General features: G+C 69.1%; 21 protein-coding genes. 12 read left to right on the top strand and 9 right to left on the bottom strand.

Annotation, left to right across the window (positions count from 1 at the left end):
• Nucleotides 1–107: 107 nt before the first annotated feature.
• The gene (locus tag QZM67_RS10655; protein ID WP_301802575.1) at nucleotides 108–1,544 is read right to left on the bottom strand and encodes a DUF1254 domain-containing protein; all 1,437 of its coding nucleotides are present in this window, start codon (nucleotides 1,542–1,544) and stop codon (nucleotides 108–110) included.
• Between the two features lie 313 nt (nucleotides 1,545–1,857).
• Here QZM67_RS10655 and QZM67_RS10650 point away from each other — a divergent pair, with 313 nt between their 5' ends.
• From QZM67_RS10650 to QZM67_RS10640, 3 genes are all read left to right on the top strand, one after another.
• On the top strand, nucleotides 1,858–2,115 hold the full coding sequence (locus QZM67_RS10650) for a toxin HicA (RefSeq protein ID WP_301802572.1): 258 nt from the start codon (nucleotides 1,858–1,860) through the stop codon (nucleotides 2,113–2,115).
• Nucleotides 2,116–2,128: 13 nt separating this feature from the next.
• A complete protein-coding gene (locus QZM67_RS10645; RefSeq protein WP_301802567.1) occupies nucleotides 2,129–2,452 on the top strand; it encodes a type II toxin-antitoxin system HicB family antitoxin in 324 nt (107 codons plus the stop codon).
• 215 nt (nucleotides 2,453–2,667) lie between these two features.
• Nucleotides 2,668–5,736 carry a heavy metal translocating P-type ATPase gene (locus QZM67_RS10640; protein WP_301802564.1) on the top strand — a complete coding sequence of 1,023 codons (3,069 nt, stop codon included), beginning with the start codon at nucleotides 2,668–2,670 and terminating at the stop codon, nucleotides 5,734–5,736.
• 260 nt (nucleotides 5,737–5,996) lie between these two features.
• Here the strand turns inward: QZM67_RS10640 and QZM67_RS10635 are convergent, their stop codons facing one another.
• From QZM67_RS10635 to QZM67_RS10620, 4 genes are all read right to left on the bottom strand, one after another.
• Complete coding sequence (locus QZM67_RS10635; RefSeq protein ID WP_175025033.1) at nucleotides 5,997–6,476, bottom strand: GNAT family N-acetyltransferase; 480 nt, start codon at nucleotides 6,474–6,476, stop codon at nucleotides 5,997–5,999.
• Nucleotides 6,477–6,619: 143 nt separating this feature from the next.
• Nucleotides 6,620–6,775, bottom strand: a complete 156-nt coding sequence (locus tag QZM67_RS10630) for a hypothetical protein (RefSeq protein WP_006481665.1) — start codon at nucleotides 6,773–6,775, stop codon at nucleotides 6,620–6,622.
• A 175-nt stretch (nucleotides 6,776–6,950) separates the two neighbouring features.
• Complete coding sequence (locus QZM67_RS10625; protein WP_301802561.1) at nucleotides 6,951–8,390, bottom strand: flagellar hook-length control protein FliK; 1,440 nt, start codon at nucleotides 8,388–8,390, stop codon at nucleotides 6,951–6,953.
• Nucleotides 8,391–8,482: 92 nt separating this feature from the next.
• A complete protein-coding gene (locus QZM67_RS10620) occupies nucleotides 8,483–9,181 on the bottom strand; it encodes an MgtC/SapB family protein (protein ID WP_175024862.1) in 699 nt (232 codons plus the stop codon).
• A 114-nt stretch (nucleotides 9,182–9,295) separates the two neighbouring features.
• Between QZM67_RS10620 and QZM67_RS10615 the strand changes: the two genes are divergently transcribed.
• Nucleotides 9,296–10,405, top strand: coding sequence for an AGE family epimerase/isomerase (locus QZM67_RS10615; protein ID WP_301802557.1), 1,110 nt, complete (start codon nucleotides 9,296–9,298; stop codon nucleotides 10,403–10,405).
• Here QZM67_RS10615 and QZM67_RS10610 read toward each other — a convergent pair.
• Entirely contained in the window at nucleotides 10,378–11,997 is a 1,620-nt protein-coding gene (locus tag QZM67_RS10610; RefSeq protein WP_301802556.1) for a methyl-accepting chemotaxis protein, read from the bottom strand. The genes QZM67_RS10615 and QZM67_RS10610 overlap by 28 nt on opposite strands.
• Nucleotides 11,998–12,265: 268 nt before the next feature.
• Here QZM67_RS10610 and QZM67_RS10605 point away from each other — a divergent pair, with 268 nt between their 5' ends.
• Nucleotides 12,266–12,709 carry a PaaI family thioesterase gene (locus QZM67_RS10605; RefSeq protein WP_011353771.1) on the top strand — a complete coding sequence of 148 codons (444 nt, stop codon included), beginning with the start codon at nucleotides 12,266–12,268 and terminating at the stop codon, nucleotides 12,707–12,709.
• A gap of 22 nt (nucleotides 12,710–12,731) precedes the next feature.
• Here QZM67_RS10605 and QZM67_RS10600 read toward each other — a convergent pair whose 3' ends face one another.
• Together QZM67_RS10600 and QZM67_RS10595 are read right to left on the bottom strand one after the other, a co-directional pair.
• Nucleotides 12,732–13,784 (bottom strand): CaiB/BaiF CoA-transferase family protein, encoded by a 1,053-nt coding sequence (locus QZM67_RS10600; protein WP_301802554.1) that lies wholly within the window; start codon nucleotides 13,782–13,784, stop codon nucleotides 12,732–12,734.
• Nucleotides 13,785–13,936: 152 nt separating this feature from the next.
• A complete protein-coding gene (locus tag QZM67_RS10595) occupies nucleotides 13,937–14,704 on the bottom strand; it encodes an IclR family transcriptional regulator (RefSeq protein ID WP_301802551.1) in 768 nt (255 codons plus the stop codon).
• 134 nt (nucleotides 14,705–14,838) lie between these two features.
• Here QZM67_RS10595 and QZM67_RS10590 point away from each other — a divergent pair, with 134 nt between their 5' ends.
• From QZM67_RS10590 to QZM67_RS10560, 7 genes are all read left to right on the top strand, one after another.
• Entirely contained in the window at nucleotides 14,839–15,621 is a 783-nt protein-coding gene (locus QZM67_RS10590) for a crotonase/enoyl-CoA hydratase family protein (protein ID WP_301802549.1), read from the top strand.
• Nucleotides 15,622–15,685: 64 nt separating this feature from the next.
• Complete coding sequence (locus QZM67_RS10585; RefSeq protein ID WP_301802547.1) at nucleotides 15,686–16,906, top strand: CaiB/BaiF CoA-transferase family protein; 1,221 nt, start codon at nucleotides 15,686–15,688, stop codon at nucleotides 16,904–16,906.
• Nucleotides 16,903–17,703: an enoyl-CoA hydratase/isomerase family protein gene (locus QZM67_RS10580; RefSeq protein WP_301802545.1), complete on the top strand. Its 801-nt coding sequence runs from the start codon at nucleotides 16,903–16,905 to the stop codon at nucleotides 17,701–17,703. The genes QZM67_RS10585 and QZM67_RS10580 overlap by 4 nt, the downstream gene beginning before the upstream one ends.
• Before the next feature lie 84 nt (nucleotides 17,704–17,787).
• Nucleotides 17,788–18,840, top strand: a complete 1,053-nt coding sequence (locus tag QZM67_RS10575; RefSeq protein WP_301802542.1) for a porin — start codon at nucleotides 17,788–17,790, stop codon at nucleotides 18,838–18,840.
• Between the two features lie 10 nt (nucleotides 18,841–18,850).
• Nucleotides 18,851–20,173 carry an MFS transporter gene (locus QZM67_RS10570; RefSeq protein WP_301802541.1) on the top strand — a complete coding sequence of 441 codons (1,323 nt, stop codon included), beginning with the start codon at nucleotides 18,851–18,853 and terminating at the stop codon, nucleotides 20,171–20,173.
• A gap of 38 nt (nucleotides 20,174–20,211) precedes the next feature.
• Nucleotides 20,212–21,366 carry an acyl-CoA dehydrogenase family protein gene (locus QZM67_RS10565; RefSeq protein WP_205823907.1) on the top strand — a complete coding sequence of 385 codons (1,155 nt, stop codon included), beginning with the start codon at nucleotides 20,212–20,214 and terminating at the stop codon, nucleotides 21,364–21,366.
• Between the two features lie 33 nt (nucleotides 21,367–21,399).
• Nucleotides 21,400–22,338, top strand: a complete 939-nt coding sequence (locus QZM67_RS10560) for an alpha/beta hydrolase (protein ID WP_301802538.1) — start codon at nucleotides 21,400–21,402, stop codon at nucleotides 22,336–22,338.
• Between the two features lie 57 nt (nucleotides 22,339–22,395).
• Here QZM67_RS10560 and prpF read toward each other — a convergent pair whose 3' ends face one another.
• Entirely contained in the window at nucleotides 22,396–23,586 is a 1,191-nt protein-coding gene (gene prpF, locus QZM67_RS10555; protein WP_089451639.1) for a 2-methylaconitate cis-trans isomerase PrpF, read from the bottom strand.
• Nucleotides 23,587–23,595: the final 9 nt, after the last annotated feature.

Genomic DNA, 23,595 nt, shown 5'->3' with positions numbered 1-23,595 from the left:
ACCGGGCGGCCGCGCACGCTATCCCGAAAGTATAGGCTCAGGAGGTGACGGTACGGGGTTCGGGCGCCGCTGCGCCCGCCGGTCGGACAACGCCGCCGGTCATCCGTTCATTTCCGGACGATGGCGGGCGGCATCCACGACCCGTCGCTCGCCTGCGGCTTCGGTGCGTACAGGCGCAATGCGAGTGCGAAATCGGCGCGCGGCGCCGGCAGCCAGTTGGCCGCATGCGTGCCGCCCGGCGACGCCGACACGACGATGTCGATCGAGCCGTCGTGGTTGCGGCGCAGCCGGTCGCGATCGCCGAGCGAGCGGCGCGCCGATCCGACGTCGGGCAGCGCGCCGTTCGTCGAATAGGGCGTGAGCGTCCAGAACGCGCGCACCGGCGGCAGCGCGCCCGGCGCGAAATGCAGCATGTAGCGGTTCGCACCGTTCAGCGGATGGCCATCGCTGTCGACACGGACGACCGCGAGCGTTTCGTCGTCGCGCGTCGCGGTGCCGAATTGCGTGTAGGCCGCGTATGCGCGCAGCGTGTAATCCTGGCCGTACTTGCCGGCCGTATCGCCAATCCAGCTCCAGCCGTTCGCGTTCAGCAGGTTCGACGGCGGCGTCGCCAGCCGCGCGCGCGCCTCGGCCACACCAGCCGTCGCGGCCGCAAGGCGATCGCCCGTCCACAGTACCGGGTAGCCGGCCAACACGCCGATGTCGCCGAGCGACGCCTGCGCGTGCGCGTCGTCAGCCGGTGCCGGGTTGTCCTGAAGCGCCTGCGCGAAGCGCGTGAAGAACGCCTTCGGGTCGAGCGCGGCCACCTGCTCGGCCGGCGTGCCGCCGCCCACCGCTTCGGACGGCGCGCTGCCCGCATGGACCGCGACCGACGCGCCGCGCGCCGCGCCCGTGTAGACCGACAGCGGCACCACGCGGATCGCGCGCTGCAGTTTCTTCACGTTCGTCAGGTCGCGCCCGCCGCTCGTCTGCAGCCGGACTTCGAGCCACGCGTTGGCCGACGGAACGTCGATCCGGACCGCGCCCTTCGGCAGCGTGCCCTGCCAGTCCTTTGCGGCAAAGGCAATCGTTTGCGATCGCGCGCCGCCGCGGGCACCGCGTGCCGCCACGCTCGACCCCGACCACAGCACGTTCGTCCACATGTCGAGCGCGCGCGCGTCCCAGTAGCGGCCGCGCGTGTCGGGCAACGTGACGATCACGGGTTCGGCGGCGACGTCGAGCCAGCCGGTCGAGTCGAGCGTGTCGACGCCCGGCAGCGGCGGATTGACCGCGCCGACGGGCGGCAGCGCCTGCGCGTGGCGCAGCGTGTTGAGGGGCGCCTGCCCCGGTTGCGCGCCGTCGCCGCCCGTCGCCGCTTCCTTCGCAACGTCCATCAGCACGAGCGGATACGCATAAACATAGGAGTCGGCGACTTCCGCGCGCATCCAGCCGGTTTTCCGCTGGATCGCATCCGGTTGCGACGCGCACCCCGCCAGCAGCGCCGCCATGGCCAGCGGCGCGCACGCGCGCCGCAGGGCAACGGATTCTCGTAGGTTTTCAATCATCGATTCTGGCCGAATATTCTTTCTTTTCAGTCAACGCCCGGTTCGGCTCGAAAACGGCGAACCCGGGCACCTCAGCTCGCCCGGATGGCCGTTTCGTCACGTTTCGCTACGGTGGGCGCTGATGTCAGCGCCGGTATCATAGCGCCTAAGGGCATCCCCCAATATGCCGAATAACAGGCGGGGCCTAGCTGCGGCATGGGGACGCCGCCGATATGTCGTCCGAGCCGCTCAATAAATCGGGGCGAGATCGCATCGGTTTCGGCCTGTGCGGGACCGATCCGAACGCGAATCGAACCGCCGCCCGGACTGACAGATGGTGTCACTATTGACACCATTCGGTATGACACGCGAATGGAAGATCCTCGAGCAAATGAGATGCGAGCCCGCGAATGTGCGATTCAACGATCTATTCAAGGTCTGCAAGGCGCACTTCGGACCGGCCCGCCAATCCGGTTCAAGCCATGCCATTTTCAAGACACCGTGGCAAGGCAACCCCCGAGTGAATATCCAGAACGATCAAGGGAAAGCAAAGGCTGATCCGGTGCGGCAGGTTCTCGACGCGATCGACTGAAGGAACAGAAATCATGAACCAAGACCACTTTACGTACCGCGTGACGTGGTCCCCGGAGGACGGGGAGCACGTCGGCCTGTGCGCGGAGTTCCCATCTCTTGCGTGGCTCGACGGAACACCGGAAGGCGCGCTGGCCGGCATTCGCCGGCTCGTCGCCGAGGTCGTGCGCGACCTGACCGCGAACGGAGAGAAAGTGCCCGAGCCGATCGCCGACCGAACCTACAGCGGCGAATTCAAGGTTCGCCTCCCGCCGCAGGCGCACCACGCGCTGGTGATCCAGGCCGCCGAACAAGGCGTCAGCCTGAATCGTCTCGCGAGCGCCAAGCTTTGCGCCTGACCGCGCCATCGCGCTCGCCAATATGAGTTGCCCGGCTTTCCGTCTGGAGGCCGGGCATCTGACTTTTCGGGACCGTGGCACCCTGTGTGCATCGACGACCTCGCACCGAACCGCTCGACCTGCGTCACATCGTCATCGCCGCTTGACCTTACCATCATGGGAATGTTGATACTGGAACCATTCGCGGCATGAACCGCGCATTTGGGGAATCCGACATGACTGAACCACTCGCCTCCGCCGCACTGCAAACCATCGAACTGAGCGTCGACGGCATGCATTGCGGCGGCTGCACAGGCCGCGTGCAGCGCGCGCTGGCCGCCGTGCCGGGCGTCGTCGACGCGACGGTCGATCTCGATGGCCACTCGGCGACCGTGACCGCGCAGGAAACGATCGACGCCGCGCAACTCGTCGATGCGGTCGGCGCTGCCGGCTACCGTGCGGCCGTGCGCGAGCCGGCGCTCGAAACCGCTGTGCCCGTGCCTCGCGCCGAAACGTCGCCCGTAGCCGCTTCGACCACCCACCAGCCGCTTCAGGCTGAAACCACGATCGAACTCGACATCGACGGGATGACCTGCGCGTCCTGCGTGTCGCGCGTCGAAAAGGCGCTGGCGAAGGTGCCGGGCGTCACGCGCGCGTCGGTCAATCTGGCAACCGAACGCGCCACCGTCGATGCCACGGCGGAGGTTTCCGCCCTGCAACTGGTCGAAACCGTGAAACAGGCCGGCTACGGCGCAACGCCGACCATAACGGATGCCGGCGTCGCCTCGTTCGACTCTTCCTCGCCTGCCGCGCCCGCCAGCATCGAACTCGACATCGACGGGATGACCTGCGCGTCCTGCGTGTCGCGTGTCGAAAAGGCGCTGGCGAAGGTGCCGGGCGTCACGCGCGCGTCGGTCAACCTTGCGACCGAGCGAGCCACCATCGACGCGACACCCGACGTGACCGCCGCACGGCTCGCCGAAGCCGTGACACAAGCCGGCTATGGCGCGACGCCAGTGACCACCGCGGCCATCGCGCCGGCAGCCTCCACGGCCTCCGCCGATCTCGAACTCGACATCGGCGGGATGACCTGCGCGTCCTGCGCCGGCCGCGTCGAAAAGGCGCTGGCCGCCGTGCCGGGCGTCGCGCGCGCTTCCGTCAACCTCGCGACCGAGCGCGCATCGGTGCATGGCGCCGGCGCGCTCGACGCCGCCACGCTGATCGCGGCCGTCACCACCGCCGGCTACCGCGCGTCGCTCGCCGCCGCGTCATCGGCCGGCACCACGGCCGGCGCTGACGCGCAACCGGCCAGCGCCGCGCAGGACCCCGATGCGCGCAAGCGCCGCGAAGCGGTTCGCGAACGCAACCTCGTGATCGGGGCCGCCGTGCTGAGCGCGCCGCTCGTCGCGCCGATGCTCGTCGCGCCGTTCGGCGTCGACCTGATGCTGAACGGCTGGCTCCAGCTCGTGCTCGCATCGATCGTCCAGTTCGGCTTCGGCGCGCGCTTCTATCGTGCCGCCTGGCATGCGGTGAAGGCGCGCGCCGGCAACATGGACCTGCTCGTCGCGCTCGGCACGTCGGCCGCGTACGGGCTGAGCCTGTGGATGCTGCTGCGCGACCCCGCAGATCCCGGCCACCTGTATTTCGAGGCGTCGGCCGTCATCGTCACGCTGGTGCGCTTCGGCAAATGGCTCGAATCGCGCGCGAAGCGCCAGACCACGGACGCGATCCGCGCGCTGAATGCGCTGCGGCCCGACCGGGCGCGCGTCGTCGAGCACGGCGTCGAGCGCGACGTGCCGTTGGCGCAGGTGCGCGTCGGCACCCGCGTCAGCATCCGCCCCGGCGAACGCGTGCCCGTCGACGGCCGGATCGTGTCGGGCCGCTCGCACATCGACGAATCGCTGATCACCGGCGAAAGCCTGCCGGTACCGAAGGACGACGGCGACCCCGTCACGGCCGGTTCGATCAACGGTGAAGGCGCGCTCGTCGTCGAAACCACCGCGATCGGCGCGGAGACGACGCTCGCGCGCATCATCCGCCTCGTCGAATCCGCGCAGGCCGAGAAGGCGCCGATCCAGCGGCTCGTCGATCGCGTGAGCGAGGTGTTCGTGCCGGCGATCCTCGGCATCGCGGTGCTGACGCTGGCCGGCTGGCTGATCGCCGGCGCCGGGACTGAAACCGCGATCCTCAACGCGGTCGCGGTGCTCGTCATCGCGTGCCCGTGCGCGCTCGGCCTCGCGACGCCCGCCGCGATCATGGCCGGCACGGGTGTCGCGGCCCGGCACGGCGTGCTGATCAAGGATGCGCAAGCGCTCGAACTCGCGCAGCGCGCGACCGTGATCGCGTTCGACAAGACCGGCACGCTGACCGAAGGCAAGCCGTCCGTGACGGCGTTCGAAGCCGTCGGCGTGCCGCATGGCGAAGCGCTCGCGCTCGCGGCGGCGGTGCAGCGCCAGAGCGACCACCCGCTCGCGCGCGCCGTGGTCGCCGCGCACGACGCCGACGTTGCCGCGGGCGGCAATGCGGTACCGTCGGCCGTCGCGGCCGATGCACGCGCGGTGGCTGGACGCGGCGTGGAAGCGCGCGTCGGCGGGCAGTTGCTCGCACTCGGCAGCACGCGCTGGCGCGACGAACTCGGCATCGCGGTGCCGCCCGCGCTCGACGCCCGCGCGGCGGAGCTCGAACGCGCGGGCAACACGATCTCGTGGCTGATGCGCGCCGATGCGCCGCGCGCCTTGCTCGCGCTGATCGCCTTCGGCGACACCGTGAAGCCCAGTGCCCGCGACGCGATCGCGGCACTGTCGGCGCGCGGGATCGCGAGCGTGCTCGTGACGGGCGACAACCGCGGCAGCGCGGCGGCCGTCGCGGCGGCGCTCGGCATCGGCGAGGTGCATGCTCAGGTGCTGCCCGACGACAAGGCACGCGTCGTCGCCGAACTGAAGCGCACGCACGGCGGAATCGTCGCGATGGTGGGTGACGGGATCAACGACGCGCCCGCGCTCGCCGCGGCCGATGTCGGCATCGCGATGGCGACCGGCACGGACGTCGCAATGCACACGGCCGGCATCACGCTGATGCGCGGCGATCCGGCGCTCGTCGCCGACGCGATCGACATCTCCAGACGCACGTACCGGAAGATCCAGCAGAACCTGTTCTGGGCGTTCGCCTACAACCTGGTCGGCGTGCCGCTTGCGGCGCTCGGCTGGCTGAACCCGGTGATCGCGGGCGCGGCGATGGCGTTTTCCAGCGTCAGCGTCGTGACCAACGCGTTGCTGTTGCGGAGATGGAAGGGTCGCGCGCGGTGACGCGTGCAGTTGGCGTGTGCCGGTGACGTGCGCCGGTGACGTGTGCCGGTGACGTGTGCCGGTGACGTGTGCCGGTGACGTGTGCCGGTGACGTGTGCCGGTGACGTGTGCCGGTGACGTGTGCCGGTGACGTGTGCCGAACGGCCTGATGGCCGTTCGGCGCTTTCGGCAGGCGGAAGAAGCGGGAGGGTTGGCCGGTGTTGGCCGATCGCGGCGAGTCGAATCGCCAGCGCATGACGACGCCGCGCCAGCCCGTGGCTTCAGTCCGAAATGACCGGCTTGATCAAGGTCGTCGTGATTGGCACGAAGCCGCATGCCCGATACAGCGCACGGGCCGCCGCGTTGTGATTGAACACCGACAGCCCGATCTCGGTGACGCCATACTGGCGTGCTTCGGCGTCGAGCGCCTCGAGCGCGCGTGTGGCCCAGCCCTGGCGGCGCCGGGACGGGGCGATGTCGAGGTCGTAGATGAACAGCGTGCGGTTTGGCCCTTCGGGCACGATCGCGTACCAAAGGTCGCCCACCGCGTCGCCGCTGGCGCCGTCGATGAGCACGACGAGGGTCTGGCCGGAAGTACGCAGGCCGTCCGGCAGCAGCGTGTCGAAACAGGCGCGCGCCCGGCTGGTCGCGTCTTCGACAGCATTTTGTCCGGATGAGACGAGATCGCGCGCGTAGCCGTCGATGGCTCGCGTGCGGTACGCGTGGAATTCGCTGGCCGTCATCGGCCGCATCTGCAGCATGGCCCGGTCACCGTGAACGGAATCGGACTTCCAGTGTAGCGGGACGGTCGCGCCGGCGCGCGATGCGGCGGCGGAAAGCGGGCGGGCAGGTGCGGCGGGCGCCGCGCCGAATCAGCGAATCAGCGAATCAGCGAATCAGCGAATCAGCGACGATACAGGACGATCGGCACGAGGTGCGCACGGCGCACGCGCTCGGCTTCGGCACGACGCGCAGCGTACGAGTATTCGGCGTCGAGCGGCAGGTGCGGGGACACGAAGAGGTCGTCGATCTTTTGCAGCAGGGCGAGGATGAAGCTCATGTGAGACTCCTGACAGATGTGGCTAGGGTTTTCCCTTAGATGAACTCCATTCTAAGGGTTTTCCCTGAATTCTGCCAGCGCACCGCATCAGTTTGCCGCATGCGCGCGACGGCCGATCGCCGATGCAGAACGGCGATCCTTGCTCCGTCTAGCTTCCAGGATAGGGTCGAAACGATTAACGCGCGCGGCGAGCACGCTTCGCGACGGCCGCCTCGCGATTCGCGTTGCGCTGCAGCCGGTCGACTTGCGACAGCAGCGCGTCGTGATGCTCCTCGAGCGTCATCAGCGTTGCCTGCTGTGTCGACAGATCGGCCGTGAGGCGATCGATCCGCTGCTGCTTCGTGGCCACGTCCTGCTTCAGGTGCGCGATCTGCCGCGTCTGCATCACCAGCGCGACGAGCCCGGCCAGCACGACGACAGCCAACGCCAGCAGCAGGCGGTTGACGCGACGCATCTCACGATCGGCCGTGCGCGTCAGCCCGTCCACGTCGGCTTGCAGGGCGGCGAGCCGGTCGGTCAGCGGGCGCAGGTGCGTATCCGGATCGAAGGCTGGCGCGGCCGGCTGCGCGCGTTCCGCCGACGGCTTGGTGACGAAAGATGCAGAGGAAGCCACCGGCTGCGTCATCGGGGATACGCTGGCATCGGCCGACGGTGCGGCGTCATGGGCCTTCGCGGTGTTCGCGGTGTTCGCGGTGTTCGCGGTGTTCGCGGTGTTCGCGGTGTTCGCGGTGTTCGCGGTGTTCGCGGTGTTCGCGGTGTTCGCCGGCTGCGCCGACGTCTGCGGCTCGACCGCCGACACCACTTCCGGTGCCGGGCCCGCCTCGCTCGATTCAGCCACCGTGTCGACGCTCGTCACGACCGGCGAGGCTTGCACCGCTGTCGCGTCGCTTGCACCGGCAGCCGCCCGGCGTTTGCCGCCAGACGATGCACGACGCTCTTTCACGGCGTCACCGGAAGATCGCCCGGCGCGGGATTTGACCGTGGTGGCGTCGACAACAGGCTTCTCGACTTCACCGCCAGCCGCTTGCGATTCGATCGCCTTCGCCGCAGCACCATCGGCCGCTTGCTGTTCGGTCGTCACCGTCGTGACGCCGTCGACCGCAGGCACATCAGCGGCCTTCGCTGCAACGCCATCGGCCAGAGGAACATCGACTGCCTTCACCGCAACTCCGCCAGCAGCCGGCGCAACATCAGCGTTCGCGACATCCCCATCTTCAGGCACCGAAACACCGTGCACCACCGTCGCAGCTTCCTGCGTCACCGCGCCGTCAGCCGCTTCCGCATGCCCTGCAGTGGTCGCCCTCCCGCGCGCATCGAACCCGTCCAGCGCGGCCTGCCGCCCGGAGGCCACGTCGTCCGCGATATCGACCGCCGCATCGGCTTGCGCGCCCGCTTCGTCGCGCGCTGCAACCGCCGCGCGCTCACCCGGCTCGAGCACCGGATCGCCGAACAGGTCGAGCGTCCGTTCGTCCCGCGCCCCCTCGCCGGCCGGCGCACTGCCGGACCGCGCCGTCGCCCTCGCGGACGTACTGCTCGCGGCAGCAGCCGAGCGCTGGCGGGAACGAGTCGACAAACGATTGGAGCGGGAGCGAGGCGAGGAAACGGATTCGGTCATGGAAATCGGATGGCGGGGCCCGCGAGCGCGGAACCGGATGTCGAACGGAATCGGTACTCGGTCATTGTCGCATGCCCCGATGACGATTCCGCCTATTCGTCGCCCGACAACCCATTGCCCTCTTCGAAACGCGTCACGCCCTTCAGCGCGCGCAGCTTGTCGCAGATCGCCTGGTATTCGAGCTCCGACACCCGCGCGAGTGCGATGCGCACCTCGTCGTGCTCGCCCGTGTCGTCGGCGCGCTGCACGATGAACTGCTTCACGCGCGCGCTGTCCGCGCCGAGCGCCGCGTGCAGCGAATCGAAGTTCAGCGTGCCGCTCACGACCGTCAGCGCGAGCTGGCGCCGCTGGCGCACCGTGAAGTAGCGCCGCTCCAGCGGCTTGATGCCGGCCAGGATGATCAGGATGATGATCGTCGCCGAAATCGACGCGACGTAGAGCCCGCCGCCCACCGCGAGGCCGATCGCCGCGACCGACCACAGGCTCGCGGCGGTCGTCAGCCCGCGCACGATCTCCCCACGCAGCAGGATCGACCCCGCGCCGAGGAAGCCGATGCCCGACACGACCTGCGCGGCGATCCGCGACGGATCGAGCACGATGTGCTCACTGCTGCCGAGTACGTCGGCGAAGCCGAACGCCGACACGATCATGATCAGCGTCGAGCCGACGCATACAAGCATGTGCGTGCGCAGGCCGGCCGCCCACGACAGGCGCTCGCGCTCGAAGCCGATGACGCTGCCCAGCGCCGCCGCGAGAACGAGCCGCATCACGAGTTCCAGGTTGCTCAGCATGCGATTTATCTCCTTTTTTGGTGCCGGCCGTGCGGAATGTTTTATCCTTGGCCCCGGCCGCGCCGATCTTCCGGGCCGCGCCGACACGTTTCGAACCCAGCGCTCAACCCCGTCATGTCCGTTTCCGACTCCGCTTCCGCCCAGGCCGCCCAGCTGCGCCACCATTTCGCGCACGTCGTCTTGCCGATCTGGCGAGGTTCAGGGTTCGACCAGACATTACAGTTGCCGTTCGAAGCCGTCGATCCGGCCACCCACGCGCCGCTGCCCGTGACCCGTTATCGCGCAATGGCCTGCGCGCGGCAACTGTTCGTGTTCGCGCAGGCCGGCGACACCGCGCACGCGGCCACGCTGTTCGACGCACTGGGCCGGCGCTTTCGCGACCCGCGCCACGGCGGCTGGGTCTACAGCGTCGACGCGCAGGGCGCGCCGCTCGACACGACCAAGGATCTCTACACGCATGCATTCATCGTGTTCGCGTGCGCCGCGTGGTATGCGGCGTCGGGCGACGCCGCCGCCCGCCAGGCGGCCGAGGAGACCGCCGCGCTGATCCAGGACCGCTTCGCGCCGCGCCCCGGCGACGCGCGGCTCGATGCGGCGCGCCACGCCGATTTCTCGTCATCCGGGAGCGGTGCGCTGCAGAATCCGCTGATGCACCTGACCGAAGCGTGGCTCGCGGCTGCCGATGCTTTCGGCGACGCGGCGTTCGACGACGCGCTCGCGCGCACCGCGCAGGCCATCGAGCACACGTTCGTCGACCCGGCGACCGGCTGCGTGGCCGAGTTGCCGCTCGGCTCCGCCGACAACCGTTTCGAGCCCGGCCATCAGTTCGAATGGTTCTACCTGGTCGATGCGGCCGGTGCGCGGCTCGCGCAGACCGAGCTCCCCGGCGCGCTGGCGCGCGCGTTTGCGTTCGCGGAGCAATACGGCGTCGATCCGCAGACGGGCGGCGTCTGCGCGGCACTCGACGCGCAAGGCGCGTGCGTCGACGGCACGCAGCGGATCTGGGCGCAAACCGAGTACCTGCGTGCGCTCGCGACGCACGGCGGCACGCCGGCCTCCGCGCCGCTCGCTCGGCAGATCGAGCACTTCGCCGCGCGCTTCCTGCATCCGCGCGGCTGGTTCGAGTGCAAGACGGCGGACGGGCAGGTGTCGCGCGCCGACATGCCGTCGACGACGCCCTACCACCTCGCGACCGCCTACGCGGCGCTGCCCACCGGCGCGTAATCCGTCTCGGCGAACGACGGCGCCGCGCGCTCGCCGCGTGCGGCGCGTCCATCGCCGAGTTCGAACACCGACACCGCCTGCATCAGGTGCGCGGTCTGGTCGTTCAGCGACGCTGCCGCCGCCGCGACCTCCTCCACCAGCGCCGCGTTCTGCTGCGTGAGCTGATCCATCTGCGTGACGGCCTGGTTCACCTGCTCGATCCCGACACTCTGCTCGACCGACGCCGACGTGATCTCGGACATCGTCTGCACGACGCGCGTGATCGACGTCGACACCGTCCGCATCGCGTCGCCGGCGCGCTCGACGAGCTCCGCGCCGCCGTTGATCTGCGCGACCGAATCCTCGATCAGCGCTTTGATCTCCTTCGCCGATTGCGCGCTGCGCTGCGCGAGCGAGCGCACTTCGCCCGCGACGACCGCGAAGCCGCGCCCCTGTTCGCCGGCCCGCGCGGCCTCCACCGCCGCGTTCAGCGCCAGGATGTTGGTCTGGAACGCGATGCCGTCGATCACCGAGATGATCTCCGCGATCCGGCCCGAGCTCTGCGCGATGCCGCGCATCCGGTCGATCACGCTGTCGACCACGCCGCCGCCGTGGCTCGTCGCATCGAGCGCCGCATCGGCCAGCGCGCTCGCCGCGCGTGCGCTGTCGGTGTTCTGCCGGACGGTCGCCGTCAGTTCCTCCATGCTCGCGGCCGTTTCCTCCAGCGACGCGGCTTGCGTACCGGTGCGCGCCGACAGGTCGGCGTTGCCGCCCGCGATTTCGCCCGCGCCGAGGTGGATCGCGTCGGACGCGTGGCGCACCGTGCGCACGGTGCCCGCGATGCTCGTCTGCATCGCCGCGAGGCCGCGCAGCATCCGGTCAATCTCGAACACGCCGCCCGCCCGCACGACTTCATCGAGCCGGCCCTGCGCGATCCGCTCGAAATGGCGGCCGGCTTCCTCCAGCGGCGCGACGACCGCGCGCCGCGCGGCCGCGTAGATCGCCGCACTCGCGACGAGCATCGCCACCAGCAGCACGATGCCGACCGACTTGAACCAGAGCATGCCGCCGTCGATCGTATCGAGCGCCGTGCGGCTCGATGCGCCGCCATAGTCGGTGAAGCGGTGCAGCTCGGCGATATAGGCGTCCTGGATGCTCTGCGTCGGCTGGTCGAGGAAGGCCTGGATGTTGTCGGCATCGAGGAACTGCACGAGTTCGCCCAGCGCACCGCGCAGCGCGCGATAGCGCTCGGCGAGCGCCGCGACGCGCGCACGGTTGGTATCGTCGACCGGCTGCGCGACCGTCAGCGCGGCGAACGCCTTGTCCGCCTCCGCGAGCGAAGCGCCGGCATGGCGGATGATGTCTTCCGGCTTCGGGCCGCCGCGCACCATCCGCGTGCCGGCGCGCGACAGGTTGATACGCGCGTCGAGCAGCTGCTGGGTCGCCTGGCTGGCCGCGTCGACCTGCGCGATCGCGACGTTCGACAGATCGTCGACCCCGCTGCGCGTCGACTTGAGCGCCCAAAAGCCGAGCGCCTCGATCGCGAACAGGAAGAGGCAGAACACGGTCAACACGCCGAGCAGACCCGACGCGAGCTTGATTTTTCCGAACATGGGGGAATTCCTGAAAGCGGACGATGAGGCAATGCCCCGGCATTAGCGGCATTTCTTCGTCGGACTTTAGGAACGGACAGTGACGAAGTGCGCGTTGCCCGCGCATTCCCGCCGAATGTCCCGCAAACGGGGAAATCTACGGCATTCGACGCAATAATCGCGTCGCATCGCACCAGAATTCGCACGAAACGCGGACGAATTTCCTTGCTTATCCGCTGCCCCCTTCCTAGAGTTCAGCGCAAGCGGGCACTCATTTCGAGGAAAGTCGATGACCGACATCACGGATCACGCGCGCGGCGCATTGCGTGCGCAACCGTTCAGCATGCTGCTGGGCACGGAGCTGATGCATATCGGCGACAACGAGGTGTCGCTGTGCCTGCCCGTGCGCGAAGAACTGCGGCAACAGCACGGTTTCGTGCACGGCGGCGTCATCAGCTACCTCGCGGACAACGCGCTGACGTTCGCCGGCGCGCTCGTGCTCGGCCCGCGCGTGATCACCGCCGAATACAAGATCAACTACCTGCGGCCGGCCGTGAACGGCACGCTCGTCGCTCGCGCGAAGCTCGTCTATGCGGGCCGGCACCAGGCGACCTGCCAGTGTCATGTGTTCGTCATCGATGGCGATCACGAGCGGCTCGTCGCGATCGCGCAGGGCACGATCAACCGCGTCGGCGACGGCAAGATGCCGGATGCGCCGGAGGAAACGGCGTGAGCGGCCGGCAGCCGGTTTCGCGCTAACCCGCCCCGCCCCCCGCCAGCGGCAAAAACCGCGGCGCCACGCGCGCCCGCACGTTGCCGTTCTCATCCGTCCGATAGATCCCGCGTGCCGCGTTGTGCGGATGCGTAGCCGCGTCGGCCACGCTCAGCACCGGCGCAAAGCACACATCGGTACCCTCCAGCAACGCGCGCCAGTGCGCGGACGGCTGCTGCGCGAATACCTCGGCGAAGCGCACCTTCAGCGCAGGCCAGCGCGCGCGGTCGTACTGCGACGCCGGATCGACGTCGGTCAACCCGAGCCGTTCGACCAGCAGCGCATAAAACGGCGGCTCCAGCGCGCCGATCGTCACGCATTCGCCATCCGCGCAGCGGTACACGTCGTAGAACGGCGCGTCGTGAAAGAGGCTCGGCTGTGCGCCGTCGAGCTGCCCGTTCGCGCGCGCCCACAGCGCGAGCGAACCGAGCATCGACACGATGTCGACGATCGCACCGTCGACCACGCGCCCCGGCCCGCCGCCACGCACGTCGAACAGCGCGCAGACGATCCCGAACGCGAGCCCGAGCGCGCCGCCCGCATCGCCGACGACGGTCGGCGGCACCCCCGGCCGGCCGTCGCGCGGTGCCGATAGCGACAACAGCCCCGTCAGCGCGACGTAATTCAGGTCGTGTCCGGCCGCAGCCGCGAGCGGACCACGCTGCCCCCAGCCGGTCATCCGCCCATACACGAGCGTTGGATGGCGGCGTGCGCAATCGTCGGGCCCGAGGCCGAGCCGCTCCATCACGCCGGGCCGCAGGCCCTCGATCAGCGCATCGGCCTGTGCGATCAGGTCGAGCGCGGCGTCGCGGCCGGCCGGCGACTTCAGGTCGAGTTCGACGATCGTCTTGCCTTCGCGCAACAGGTCGCCGTCGCCTGACTTCAACGCGTCCGGCGCGCTCGTGCGGCCGGCCGGGCGCGCGATCAGCGTGATCCGCGCGCCCATCCCGGCGAGGATCCAGCCCGCAAGCGGGCCGGGGCCGAGCCCTTCGAATTCGATGATGTGGATGCCGGAAAGCGGCGTGTTCAATGGCATGGCGACCTCGCTGAAATGCAGCCGGGACAGGAGCAACGAAACCTCCCGATTCTATGCGAATGCCTGCGCGCGCCAACTTCAGCCGGCTAGGGCCTGTTCACGCTAATAACGGGCTTGCGCTGGCCCCACGAATGAATTTTCCCGAACAGGCCCTAGCCCGCCGAGGCATCCGGCCCCTGCCCGGCCAGCACCTCTCGCATCGCCTGTACGATCGCGTCGCGCCGCGCGTCGATCCGCTCGACCGGCCCGGCCACGCCCATGGCCAGCGGCAGGCCGTTCCAGCCGTCCGCGATCACCATCGAGATCATCGCGGCGCCCTGCGTGACCGTATGCGCCGAATAGGAATACCCGAACCGGCGCGTCTGTTCGACCTTGTCGAGCACGACATCCTCGTCGATCGTCCGGCCCGACTTGCCGAGCCGGCGGATGCTGCGCGACACGAGCCGGCGGATCACGCTGTCCGGCTGGAGACTCAGCAGCGCCCAGCCGAGGCTCGACATGCAGATCTCGCGACGCGTGCCGATCGGCGCGTAGAACTGGATCGGAAGCGTATGCGCACCCTCGACCGCATCGATGTACTGCACGTACAGGTCGCTCTGCACCGCGATCACGACGGCCTCGCGCGTGCGGACCGCCAGCCGCTTTGCGACGGCATGCCAGTACCGCCGGCTGCCTGCCGTCGAATCGACGAGCGCTTCACCGAGATTGACGAGGCGCGCAGTGGGCGCATACGTATGGGTGGCATCGTCGTACGCGAGATAGCCGAGCGCCTTCATGCTGGTCAGCAACGCCGCCGCGCTCGACCCCGGATAGCCGCAGCGCGTCGAGATCTCCCGCACGCTCAGCGGCCGCTGCAATGCGCTGAACAGCTCCAGCACTTCAAACACGCGCGCCGCGCTCTTGACCACGTTTCCGCTCATCCCGCCGTCTCCTCACGCCACCGGGCGAGCCTTCCACATATGTGGAACGGAATTTCCCGCCGCCAACCGTCGTGACGATACTAGGCTTCGGCCGGCGGCGTGAAGTCGCGCGGCACGGAATACTCGGAGACACCATGACAGCCTTTCTGATCCGTGAACGGCAGGGACCGATCCTGACCGTCACGATGAACCGTCCGGAAACACGCAACGCCATTTCGGACAACGATGCGATCGACGCACTGACCGAATGCTGCGACGACGCGAACCGCGACGAATCGATCCGCGTGCTGGTCCTGACCGGTGCCGGCACGACGTTCTCGTCGGGCGGCAACGTGAAGGCGATGCGCGCGTTCATGGAATCGGACCCGCACGACCTCGCCGCGATCCGGACAAGCTATCGCCGCGGCATCCAGCGCATTGCGCACGCGTTCCAGCACCTCGAAGTGCCGGCCATCGCGGCGATCAACGGCCCGGCCATCGGCGCCGGCACCGATCTCGCGTGCATGTGCGACATCCGCATCGCCGCCGAACGCGCCCGCTTCGCCGAAAGCTTCATCGCCCTCGGCCTCGTGCCCGGTGACGGCGGCGCGTGGTTCCTGCCGCAGATCGTCGGCAGCGCCGTCGCTGCGGAAATGTCGTTCACGGGCGATGCGCTGGACGCACAGGCGGCGCTGCGCTGCGGGCTCGTATCGCGTGTCGTTCCCGATGGCGACCTCCTTGCGCACGCGCTTGAACTGGCCGGCCGCATCGCCCGGCACTCGGGCACCGCGTTGCGCCTGACCAAGCGGCTGCTGCGCGAAGGCCGCCACGCGAGCCTCGACACGCTGCTCGACCTGTCGGCGTCGTACCAGGCGTTCGCGCACGCCACCCCCGAACACCGCGAAGCCGTGAACGCACTGTTCGCCGCGCGCGGTTGAATCCGCGCCGCATCGCATGCCGGCGTGCCGGCCCGCCGAATCCCACATCGAAGGAAACATCGTCATGACAAGCAGTACCGAAGGCGCACTCGCAGGCGTGCGCGTGGTCGACCTGAGCCGCGTCTACGCGGGGCCGCTCTGCGCGCAGACGCTCGCCGACCACGGCGCGGACGTCATCAAGATCGAACCGCCGCAAGGCGACGAAACGCGCGACTGGGGGCCCGCGATGCCGAGCGGCATCTCCAGCTACTACTGGGGGCTCAATCGCAACAAGCGCAATCTCGCGCTCGACCTGTCGCACCCTGACGGGCGCGACGTGCTGTTCCGCCTGCTCGACACGGCCGACGTGCTGATCGACAACTTCAAGCAGGGCACGCTCGAACGCTGGGGCATCGGCTACGAAGGCTGTCTGCGCGAGCGCTTCCCGCGCCTCGTCCACTGCTCGATCTCCGGATACGGCACCGACGGCCCGCTGGCGCGGTTTCCGGGCTACGACGCCGTCGCGCAGGGTCTCGCCGGCTTCATGTCGATCAACGGCGAGCCGGGCGGCATGCCGCTCAAGGTGCCGTTCCCGGTCATCGACTACGCGGCGGGCCTGAGTGCCGTGTCGAGCGTCCTGCTCGCGCTGGTCGAACGGACCGGCTCGGGTCTCGGCCAGCACGTCGACATCGACCTGTTCAGCACCGCGCTGTCGATGCTGCATCCGGTCAGCACGACCTGGATGGCGACCGGCGACGTGCCCGTCGCGACCGGCAACGTGTATGCCGCGATCGCGCCGTACGGCGTCTATCCGTGCAAGGACAAGCCGATCTCGACCGGCGCCGGCAACAACCGCACGTTCGCGCGGCTCGTCGAAACGCTCGGCGTGCCCGAGCTGGCGCGCGATCCACGGTTCACGACCAACGCGAAACGCGTCGCGCATCGCGATGCGCTCGATATGCTGCTCGGCCAGCTGACCGCCGAATTGCATGCCGACGACATCGTCGAGCGGTTGCTGAACGCCGGCGTCGCGACGGGCCCGGTGAACACCGTCGCCGATGCGTTCGGCCATCCGCAAGCCGCGCACAACGCGATGTTCGTCAAGACCGACACGTACACCGGCGCGGGCGTCCCCGCCAAACTCTCCCGCACGCCCGGATCGATACGCCGGCCGCCCCAGCCGTTCGCCGCCGACACCGACGCCGTGCTCGACGCGCTCGGCATCGACGCGGCGCGCCGGGACGCGCTGCGGCAAGCGGGTGTGCTCCACGACACGCGTGCAGACGCCACCGGGAGCGCGTCATGACCCCATCCGGCTCGTTCTCTTCGCTGACGGGCGACAACGCCCCGTCGATCCTGCGCAACGACGACAGCGGCATCGCGTGGCTGACGATCCATCGTCCGCACGTCGCCAATGCACTGTCCGCCGAAGCGATCCGGCGGCTGTGCGACGAACTCGTCACGCTCGACGACGACCCGTCGATCCGCGTCATCGTGATCCGCGGCGCGGGCGAACGCGCGTACAGCGCGGGCGTCGATCTCGGCGATCCCGAGATGCGCGGCATGCAGCCGATGCGCGGGCTCGCACGCAACGTGCACGAGTTGATCCTCGAGCTGCGCAAGCCGACCATCGCGGCGATTAACGGCTACGCGATCGGCGGCGGCTTCGAGATCGCGCTCGCGTGCGACCTGCGGATCGCCGCCGATCACGCGACCTTCGCATTGCCCGAAGCACGCGTCGGCATGGGCGCGAACTTCGCGAGCGTGCTGCTGCCGCGCTTGCTGCCGCGCGCGATCGCGATGGAGCTGCTGTTCACGGGCCGCCGCTTCGACGTGGACGAGGCGCAGCGCGCCGGGTTGCTGAACCGCGTCGTCCCCGGCGCCGCACTCGACGACACCGTGCGCGAACTGGCGCAGACGATCGCCGGGAACGCGCCGCTGACGATCCGCCGCATCAAGGAAACCGCCACCCGCAGCCAGGGGCTGCCGGTGGCCGCCGCGCTGCGGCTGGACGTCGGCCCCGACGTCTATGCGAGCGAAGACCGGATCGAGGGCGCCCGCGCGTTCCTCGAGAAGCGCAAGCCGGTATTCAAGGGGCGCTGAGCCCGACGCGACACGGCGGCATCACGCGCGCAACCGCTCCCAGAACGCGGGCGCGCGAAAAAAACATGGAACGGAGACACCTTCATGCAACAGAAAGCATTCCTGGTCGGCGCGTGCGTGCTATGCGCCACATCGGCGCACGCATCGTCGGTCACGCTGTACGGGATCGTCGACAGCTACATCGAATTCGATCGCATCGGCAGCCTGTCGAGCATGCGGCAAAGCGGCAGCGGATCGTCGACGAGCCGGTTCGGGCTGACGGGCGTCGAGGATCTCGGCGGCGGCACATCGACGAAGTTCGTGCTGGAAAGCGGCTTCTCCCCGGCCGACGGGTCGTTCCAGGGCGGCACGCTGTTTTACCGGCAGGCCTATGTCGCGCTGCAGAACACGCGCTACGGCGACCTCCGGCTCGGCCGGCAATACACGCCGTCGTTCTACATCGTCTATGACGGCGATCCGTTCGGGCTCAACGAACGGCTGTCGCCGCTCGCGCTGCTCGCGACGTCGACGGACACGATCACCCCCAACACGACGCCGCCGATTCCGCGCTTCAACCAGGCGGTGTCGTACCTGAGCACCGACTGGAACGGCCTGCGCGTGATGGCCACGTACGGCTTCCCGACACCGAACGCGCTGTCCACGCAGGCCGGACGCAACTACGGCGCGGGGCTCCAGTACCGGATCGGCGGGCTCTACGTCGGCGCCGGCTTCCAGGGCGACACGTCGGCCGGCAACCTGTCGCCCGTCGTGTCCCCGTCGACGACCCGCCACTACGTGTTCGCGGCCAACTACGCATTCGCCCGCGTCAAGCTGTACGCCGCGTTTCTCTATGGCATCAGCACGGCGCGCAACCTGCCCGCGTTCTCGACCGCGAGTGCCGGTGCGTCGATCAACGTCGGCGCGCTCGATCGCGTGCTCGTCTCGATCGTACGCCGCGACGTGAAAGGCTCGGCGAACGACGCGACCGCGCTCGGCATCGGGTACGACCACCCGCTGTCGAAGCGGACGTCGCTCTACGCACGCTATCTCTACATGAAGAACGGCGGCGACGCCCGCAACACGGTCGTCGTCGGCCTGCAGCCGCAACCGGGCGGCACCGAGCAGGTGTTCGCGCTCGGCCTCGTTCACCGCTTCTGACGGAGTGCTCATGACCCCGACCCTTTCGACCCACCCGGCCACGGTTGACGATGGTGCGACGCCGGCGCTCTACCGCCGGATCTCGCGCCGGCTGCTGCCGTTCCTGATCCTCTGCTACACGCTGTCGTTCATCGACCGGATCAACATCGGCTTCGCGCACGCGCAGATGGCGGCCGAGCTGCACTTCTCCGACGCCGTCTACGGCCTCGGCGCGGGCATCTTCTTCATCGGCTACATGGCGTTCGAGATTCCGAGCAACGCGCTGCTTGCGCGGATCGGCGCGCGCAGGACGATCGCCCGGATCATGGTGCTGTGGGGGCTCGGCTCGGCCGCAACGATGTTCGTCACGACGCCCGCGCAGTTCTACGCGTGCCGCTTCCTGCTGGGTGTGTTCGAGGCCGGCTTCTTCCCCGGCATCCTGTTCTATCTCGGCGCATGGTATCCGCCGAAGCAGCGCGCGAAGGCGTTCGCGCTCTTCATGACCGCGCTGTACCTCGCGGGGATGATCGCCGGCCCCGCGTCGGGCGCGATCCTGTCGTACTTCGACGGCGCCGCGGGCCTGAGCGGCTGGCAATGGCTGTTCCTCGTGGAAGGACTGCCGAGCAGCGTGCTCGGCTTCGTCGCGCTGCGGTTTCTCGACGACCGGCCGGACGACGCACGCTGGCTGTCGGACGCCGACAAGGCCGCGCTGCACGCCGCGCACACGCAGGCCGAAGCCGGCACGCCGGAGGCGAACATGGCCCGCCCGCTGCTCGCGCACCGCGATTTCTGGCTGCTGTGCACGACCAATTTCGCGATCGCGGCCGCCGGCTATGCGCTGGTGTTCTGGATGCCCGTGATTCTTCATCGCGGCGGCCTGCATGGCGCGATGCAGATCGGGCTGCTGTCCGCGCTGCCCTACCTGTGCGGCATCGTCGGCATGCTCGGGATGGGCTGGCGCACCGAACGCCGGCGCGAATGGCGCGGGCACGGCGCCTTCGCGATGATCGCGTGCGCGGCGGCGCTCGCCGGATTGGCGCGCGTCACCGGCACGACACACATGATGATCGCCCTCTGCGTCGCGGTCGCGACGCACGCCGCGACGTTACCGGCGTTCTGGGTGCTGCCGGGGCTCGCGCTGCCGAAGCGCTCGATGGCGGTCGCGATCGCGGCGATCACGATGTCCGGCGCGATCGGCGGGTTCGCGAGCCCGTTCCTGATGGGCGTGCTCAACACGGCCACCGGATCGATGCGCGGCGGACTCTATTTCAACGCCGCGCTGCTCGCAGCCGGCGCCATCGCGTTGCTGTTCACGCTGCGCGCCCGCGCATCGTCTCGTCCGGACGCGGGCTGACCGCGTCGGCCTTTCCTCCCTCACTCTCATCGACTCTCATGAATTTCGAACTCGAACTCGACCACCGGATGATCCGGGACCTCGTCGCACGCTTCGTGAAAGACGAACTGATTCCACTCGAAGCGGCCGTGATGGCGCGCGAGGCCGACGGCCAGCGCTTCGGGCTGCTCGACGACGAGCGCGCGCACCTCGACGAGCGCTCGCGGCAGCTCGGCCTGTGGGGGCTCGACGCGCCGCTCGATGCAGGCGGCGCCGACCTGCCGGCGGTCGCGATGGTCGGCGTAAACGAAGCGATCGGCACGACCGTGACCCCGTACATCCTGCCGCCGGACTCGCCGAACCTGCGGATGCTGTGCGAAGTGGCCGACGACGCGCAGCGCGCGCGCTATCTCGATCCGTACGCACGCGGCGTCACGCGTGCCGCGATGGCGATCTCCGAGCCGGGCGCCGGCTCGGATCCGGGCGCGTTGTCCACAACGGCCGTGCGTGACGGCGACAGCTGGGTGCTGAACGGCCGCAAGATCTGGATCAGCCATGCGACCGAAGCCGACTGGACGATCGTGATGGCGCTCACCGATCGAAGCAAGGGCAAGCGCGGCGGCATGTCGGCGTTCATCGTCGACCGCGATACGCCGGGCTTCATCATCGAACGCCGGATCCCGATGATCGGCGGGCTGTCCACGTATGAAATCGTGCTGGAGCACTGCCGCATTCCCGCCGCGCAACTGCTGGGCCGGGAAGGCGCCGGTTTCGCGCCGATGCAGGCACGGCTCGCGAACCGGCGGCTGGAGATGGCCGCCTGGTGCATCGGCCGCGCCGAGCGCGCGGTCGCGATGCTGTGCGACCATGCGAAGCAGCGCACGACCTTCGGTGTGCCGCTCGCGGAACGTCAGGCTGTCCAGTGGTGGGTCGCCGACGCGCTCACGCAGATCCACGCGTGCCGCCTCATGACCTACGAAGCGGCCGCGCGCGTGGATGCCGGACAGGACGCGCGCACGCAGATCTCGATGGTCAAGGTATTCGCGACCGAAATGGCATCGAGCGTCATCGATCATGCGATGCAGACGCTCGGCGCGATGGGCATGACGAAGGAAATGCCGTTACAGCAGATGGCCAGCGAAGCGCGGTTGATGCGCATCTTCGAGGGCCCGACCGAGGTACACCGTTGGGTCGTCGCGCGCAGCGTGCTGTGATCGCGCGGCCCACTGTCACGATGGAGCCATGCGTTGGATACCCTGCATCTCGTCGATCCTGAAATCCGCCCGCTGCTCGCTGCCTGGCCGACCGTCACGCTCAGCACCGACAACCTCGCGCAGTCGCGCGAACGCGTGCTGCCGCTGCCGCCGCCCGACCTCGCCGGCAGTACGCTCGAACGCCGCACAGTGCCCGGCCCCGCCGGTGCGCCGGACGTCCCGGTCCTCGTCTATCTGCCCGAGGCCGGCGCACGCCCGCTCCCGGCGATCGCCCACATGCACGGCGGCGGTTACGTGCGCGGCGCGGCAAAGGATCTCGAGGCAGTGCACCGGTCGCTCGTGACGCAGCTCGGCTGCGCGCTGATCTCGATCGACTACCGCCTCGCGCCGGAAACCGTGTTTCCCGGCGCGATCGAGGACTGCTACGCGGTGCTCGCGTGGGTCTTCCGCCACGCCGATGCACTCGGCGTCGACGCAGCGCGGATCGGCGTGGCAGGCGAAAGCGCAGGTGGCGGGCTCGCCGCCGCGCTGGCGCTGCTGACACGCGACCGCGGCGAATACCCGCTCGCGTTCCAGCACCTGATCTATCCGATGCTCGACGATCGCACCTGCACGCGCACGCCGCATCCGCACGCCGGCGAGTTCGTCTGGCATGCGGCCAACAACCGGTTCGGCTGGAGCGCGTTGCTCGGTCATGCGCCGGGCCTCGACGGCGTGTCGCCGTACGCCGCCGCCGCACGCGCCACGCGGCTCGACGGCCTGCCGCCCGCATTCCTGTCGGTCGGCTCGCTCGACCTGTTCCTCGACGAAAATCTCGACTACGCGCAGCGCCTGCTTCGCGCGGGCGTGCCGACCGAACTGCACGTGCTCCCCGGCGGCGTGCACGGTTTCGACATCGTGCCCGGCGCGCGCGTGTCCGAAACGGCGCGTCGCCTCAGCCACGATGCACTGCGCCGGTTCCTGCACGGATGACAAAAACGACGCGGGCGGCCGAAGCCGCCCGCATCCGTACCGCTCAACCGGCAACGCTCAGAACGCGTCGCCCGGCACGCGCACCCAGCCTTCCATCAGCACGCGTGCGCTGCGGCTCATGATCGCCTTGGTGACGGTCCACTCGCCGTTTTCGAGCTGCGCTTCCGCGCCGACGCGCAGCGTGCCCGACGGATGCCCGAAGCGCACCGCGTTGCGTGCGCCGCCGCCCGCCGCCAGGTTGACGAGCGTGCCGGGGATCGCCGCGGCCGTGCCGATCGCGACCGCCGCCGTGCCCATCATCGCGTGGTGCAGCTTGCCCATCGACATCGCGCGTACCAGCAGGTCGACGTCGCCCGCATTCACGCGCTTGCCGCTCGATGCGACGTAATCGGCCGGCTTCGCGACGAACGCGATCTTCGGCGTGTGCTGCCGCGTCGCGATTTCATCGAGCGTGTCGATCAGCCCCATGCGCAGCGCGCCGTGCGCACGAATCGTCTCGAACTTCTCGAGCGCCTTCGCATCGCCGTTGATCGCGTCCTGCAGCTCGGTACCCGTGTAGCCGATCGCTTCCGCTTCGACGAAGATCGTCGGGATCCCCGCGTTGATCATCGTCGCCTTCAGCGTACCGACGCCCGGCACCGCGAGATCGTCGACGAGGTTGCCGGTCGGGAACATCGACCCGCCAGCGCCTTCTTCCTCGGCGGCCGGATCCATGAATTCGAGCTGCACTTCGGCGGCCGGGAACGTGACGCCATCCAGCTCGAAGTCGCCCGTTTCCTGCACCGCGCCGTTCGTCACCGGCACATGCGCGACGATCGTCTTGCCGATGTTCGCCTGCCAGATCCGCACGGTCGCGACGCCGTCGCGCGGCACGCGCGCCGGATCGACGAGCCCGCCGCTGATCGCGAACGGGCCGACCGCCGCCGACAGGTTGCCGCAGTTGCCGGTCCAGTCGACGAACGCCTTGTCGATCGACACCTGACCGAACAGGTAGTCGACGTCGTGGCCGGGCCGCGCGCTCTTCGACACGATCACCGTCTTGCTGGTGGACGACGTCGCGCCGCCCATCCCGTCGATCTGCTTGCCGTACGGATCGGGGCTGCCGATCACGCGCAGCAGCAGCGCGTCGCGCGCGGCGCCCGGCGCCTGCGCGGCGTCCGGCAGGTCCTGCAGCCGGAAGAACACGCCCTTGCTGGTGCCGCCGCGGATATAGGTCGCGGGAATCCTGATTTGAGGAGTGTGAGCCATGTGTGCGTT

This window comes from Burkholderia sp. AU45251, assembly GCF_030482905.1.
Lineage (GTDB): Bacteria > Pseudomonadota > Gammaproteobacteria > Burkholderiales > Burkholderiaceae > Burkholderia > Burkholderia aenigmatica.
The sequence above is the reverse complement of the archived record's forward strand: the minus strand, read 5'-3'. Positions and strand labels throughout refer to the sequence as shown.

What these genes read in the sequence shown, in the direction of transcription:
- QZM67_RS10600 (WP_301802554.1), bottom strand. Translation starts at nt 13,784, where the DNA reads ATGCCATTGAACACGCCGCTTTCCGGCATCCACATCATCGAATTCGAA.
- QZM67_RS10625 (WP_301802561.1), bottom strand. Translation starts at nt 8,390, where the DNA reads ATGACCGAATCCGTTTCCTCGCCTCGCTCCCGCTCCAATCGTTTGTCG.
- prpF (WP_089451639.1), bottom strand. Translation starts at nt 23,586, where the DNA reads ATGGCTCACACTCCTCAAATCAGGATTCCCGCGACCTATATCCGCGGC.
- QZM67_RS10595 (WP_301802551.1), bottom strand. Translation starts at nt 14,704, where the DNA reads ATGAGCGGAAACGTGGTCAAGAGCGCGGCGCGCGTGTTTGAAGTGCTG.
- QZM67_RS10590 (WP_301802549.1), top strand. Translation starts at nt 14,839, where the DNA reads ATGACAGCCTTTCTGATCCGTGAACGGCAGGGACCGATCCTGACCGTC.
- QZM67_RS10645 (WP_301802567.1), top strand. Translation starts at nt 2,129, where the DNA reads ATGAACCAAGACCACTTTACGTACCGCGTGACGTGGTCCCCGGAGGAC.
- QZM67_RS10640 (WP_301802564.1), top strand. Translation starts at nt 2,668, where the DNA reads ATGACTGAACCACTCGCCTCCGCCGCACTGCAAACCATCGAACTGAGC.
- QZM67_RS10655 (WP_301802575.1), bottom strand. Translation starts at nt 1,544, where the DNA reads ATGATTGAAAACCTACGAGAATCCGTTGCCCTGCGGCGCGCGTGCGCG.
- QZM67_RS10610 (WP_301802556.1), bottom strand. Translation starts at nt 11,997, where the DNA reads ATGTTCGGAAAAATCAAGCTCGCGTCGGGTCTGCTCGGCGTGTTGACC.
- QZM67_RS10570 (WP_301802541.1), top strand. Translation starts at nt 18,851, where the DNA reads ATGACCCCGACCCTTTCGACCCACCCGGCCACGGTTGACGATGGTGCG.
- QZM67_RS10635 (WP_175025033.1), bottom strand. Translation starts at nt 6,476, where the DNA reads ATGCTGCAGATGCGGCCGATGACGGCCAGCGAATTCCACGCGTACCGC.
- QZM67_RS10630 (WP_006481665.1), bottom strand. Translation starts at nt 6,775, where the DNA reads ATGAGCTTCATCCTCGCCCTGCTGCAAAAGATCGACGACCTCTTCGTG.
- QZM67_RS10565 (WP_205823907.1), top strand. Translation starts at nt 20,212, where the DNA reads ATGAATTTCGAACTCGAACTCGACCACCGGATGATCCGGGACCTCGTC.
- QZM67_RS10580 (WP_301802545.1), top strand. Translation starts at nt 16,903, where the DNA reads ATGACCCCATCCGGCTCGTTCTCTTCGCTGACGGGCGACAACGCCCCG.
- QZM67_RS10585 (WP_301802547.1), top strand. Translation starts at nt 15,686, where the DNA reads ATGACAAGCAGTACCGAAGGCGCACTCGCAGGCGTGCGCGTGGTCGAC.
- QZM67_RS10575 (WP_301802542.1), top strand. Translation starts at nt 17,788, where the DNA reads ATGCAACAGAAAGCATTCCTGGTCGGCGCGTGCGTGCTATGCGCCACA.
- QZM67_RS10605 (WP_011353771.1), top strand. Translation starts at nt 12,266, where the DNA reads ATGACCGACATCACGGATCACGCGCGCGGCGCATTGCGTGCGCAACCG.
- QZM67_RS10650 (WP_301802572.1), top strand. Translation starts at nt 1,858, where the DNA reads ATGGTGTCACTATTGACACCATTCGGTATGACACGCGAATGGAAGATC.
- QZM67_RS10615 (WP_301802557.1), top strand. Translation starts at nt 9,296, where the DNA reads ATGTCCGTTTCCGACTCCGCTTCCGCCCAGGCCGCCCAGCTGCGCCAC.
- QZM67_RS10620 (WP_175024862.1), bottom strand. Translation starts at nt 9,181, where the DNA reads ATGCTGAGCAACCTGGAACTCGTGATGCGGCTCGTTCTCGCGGCGGCG.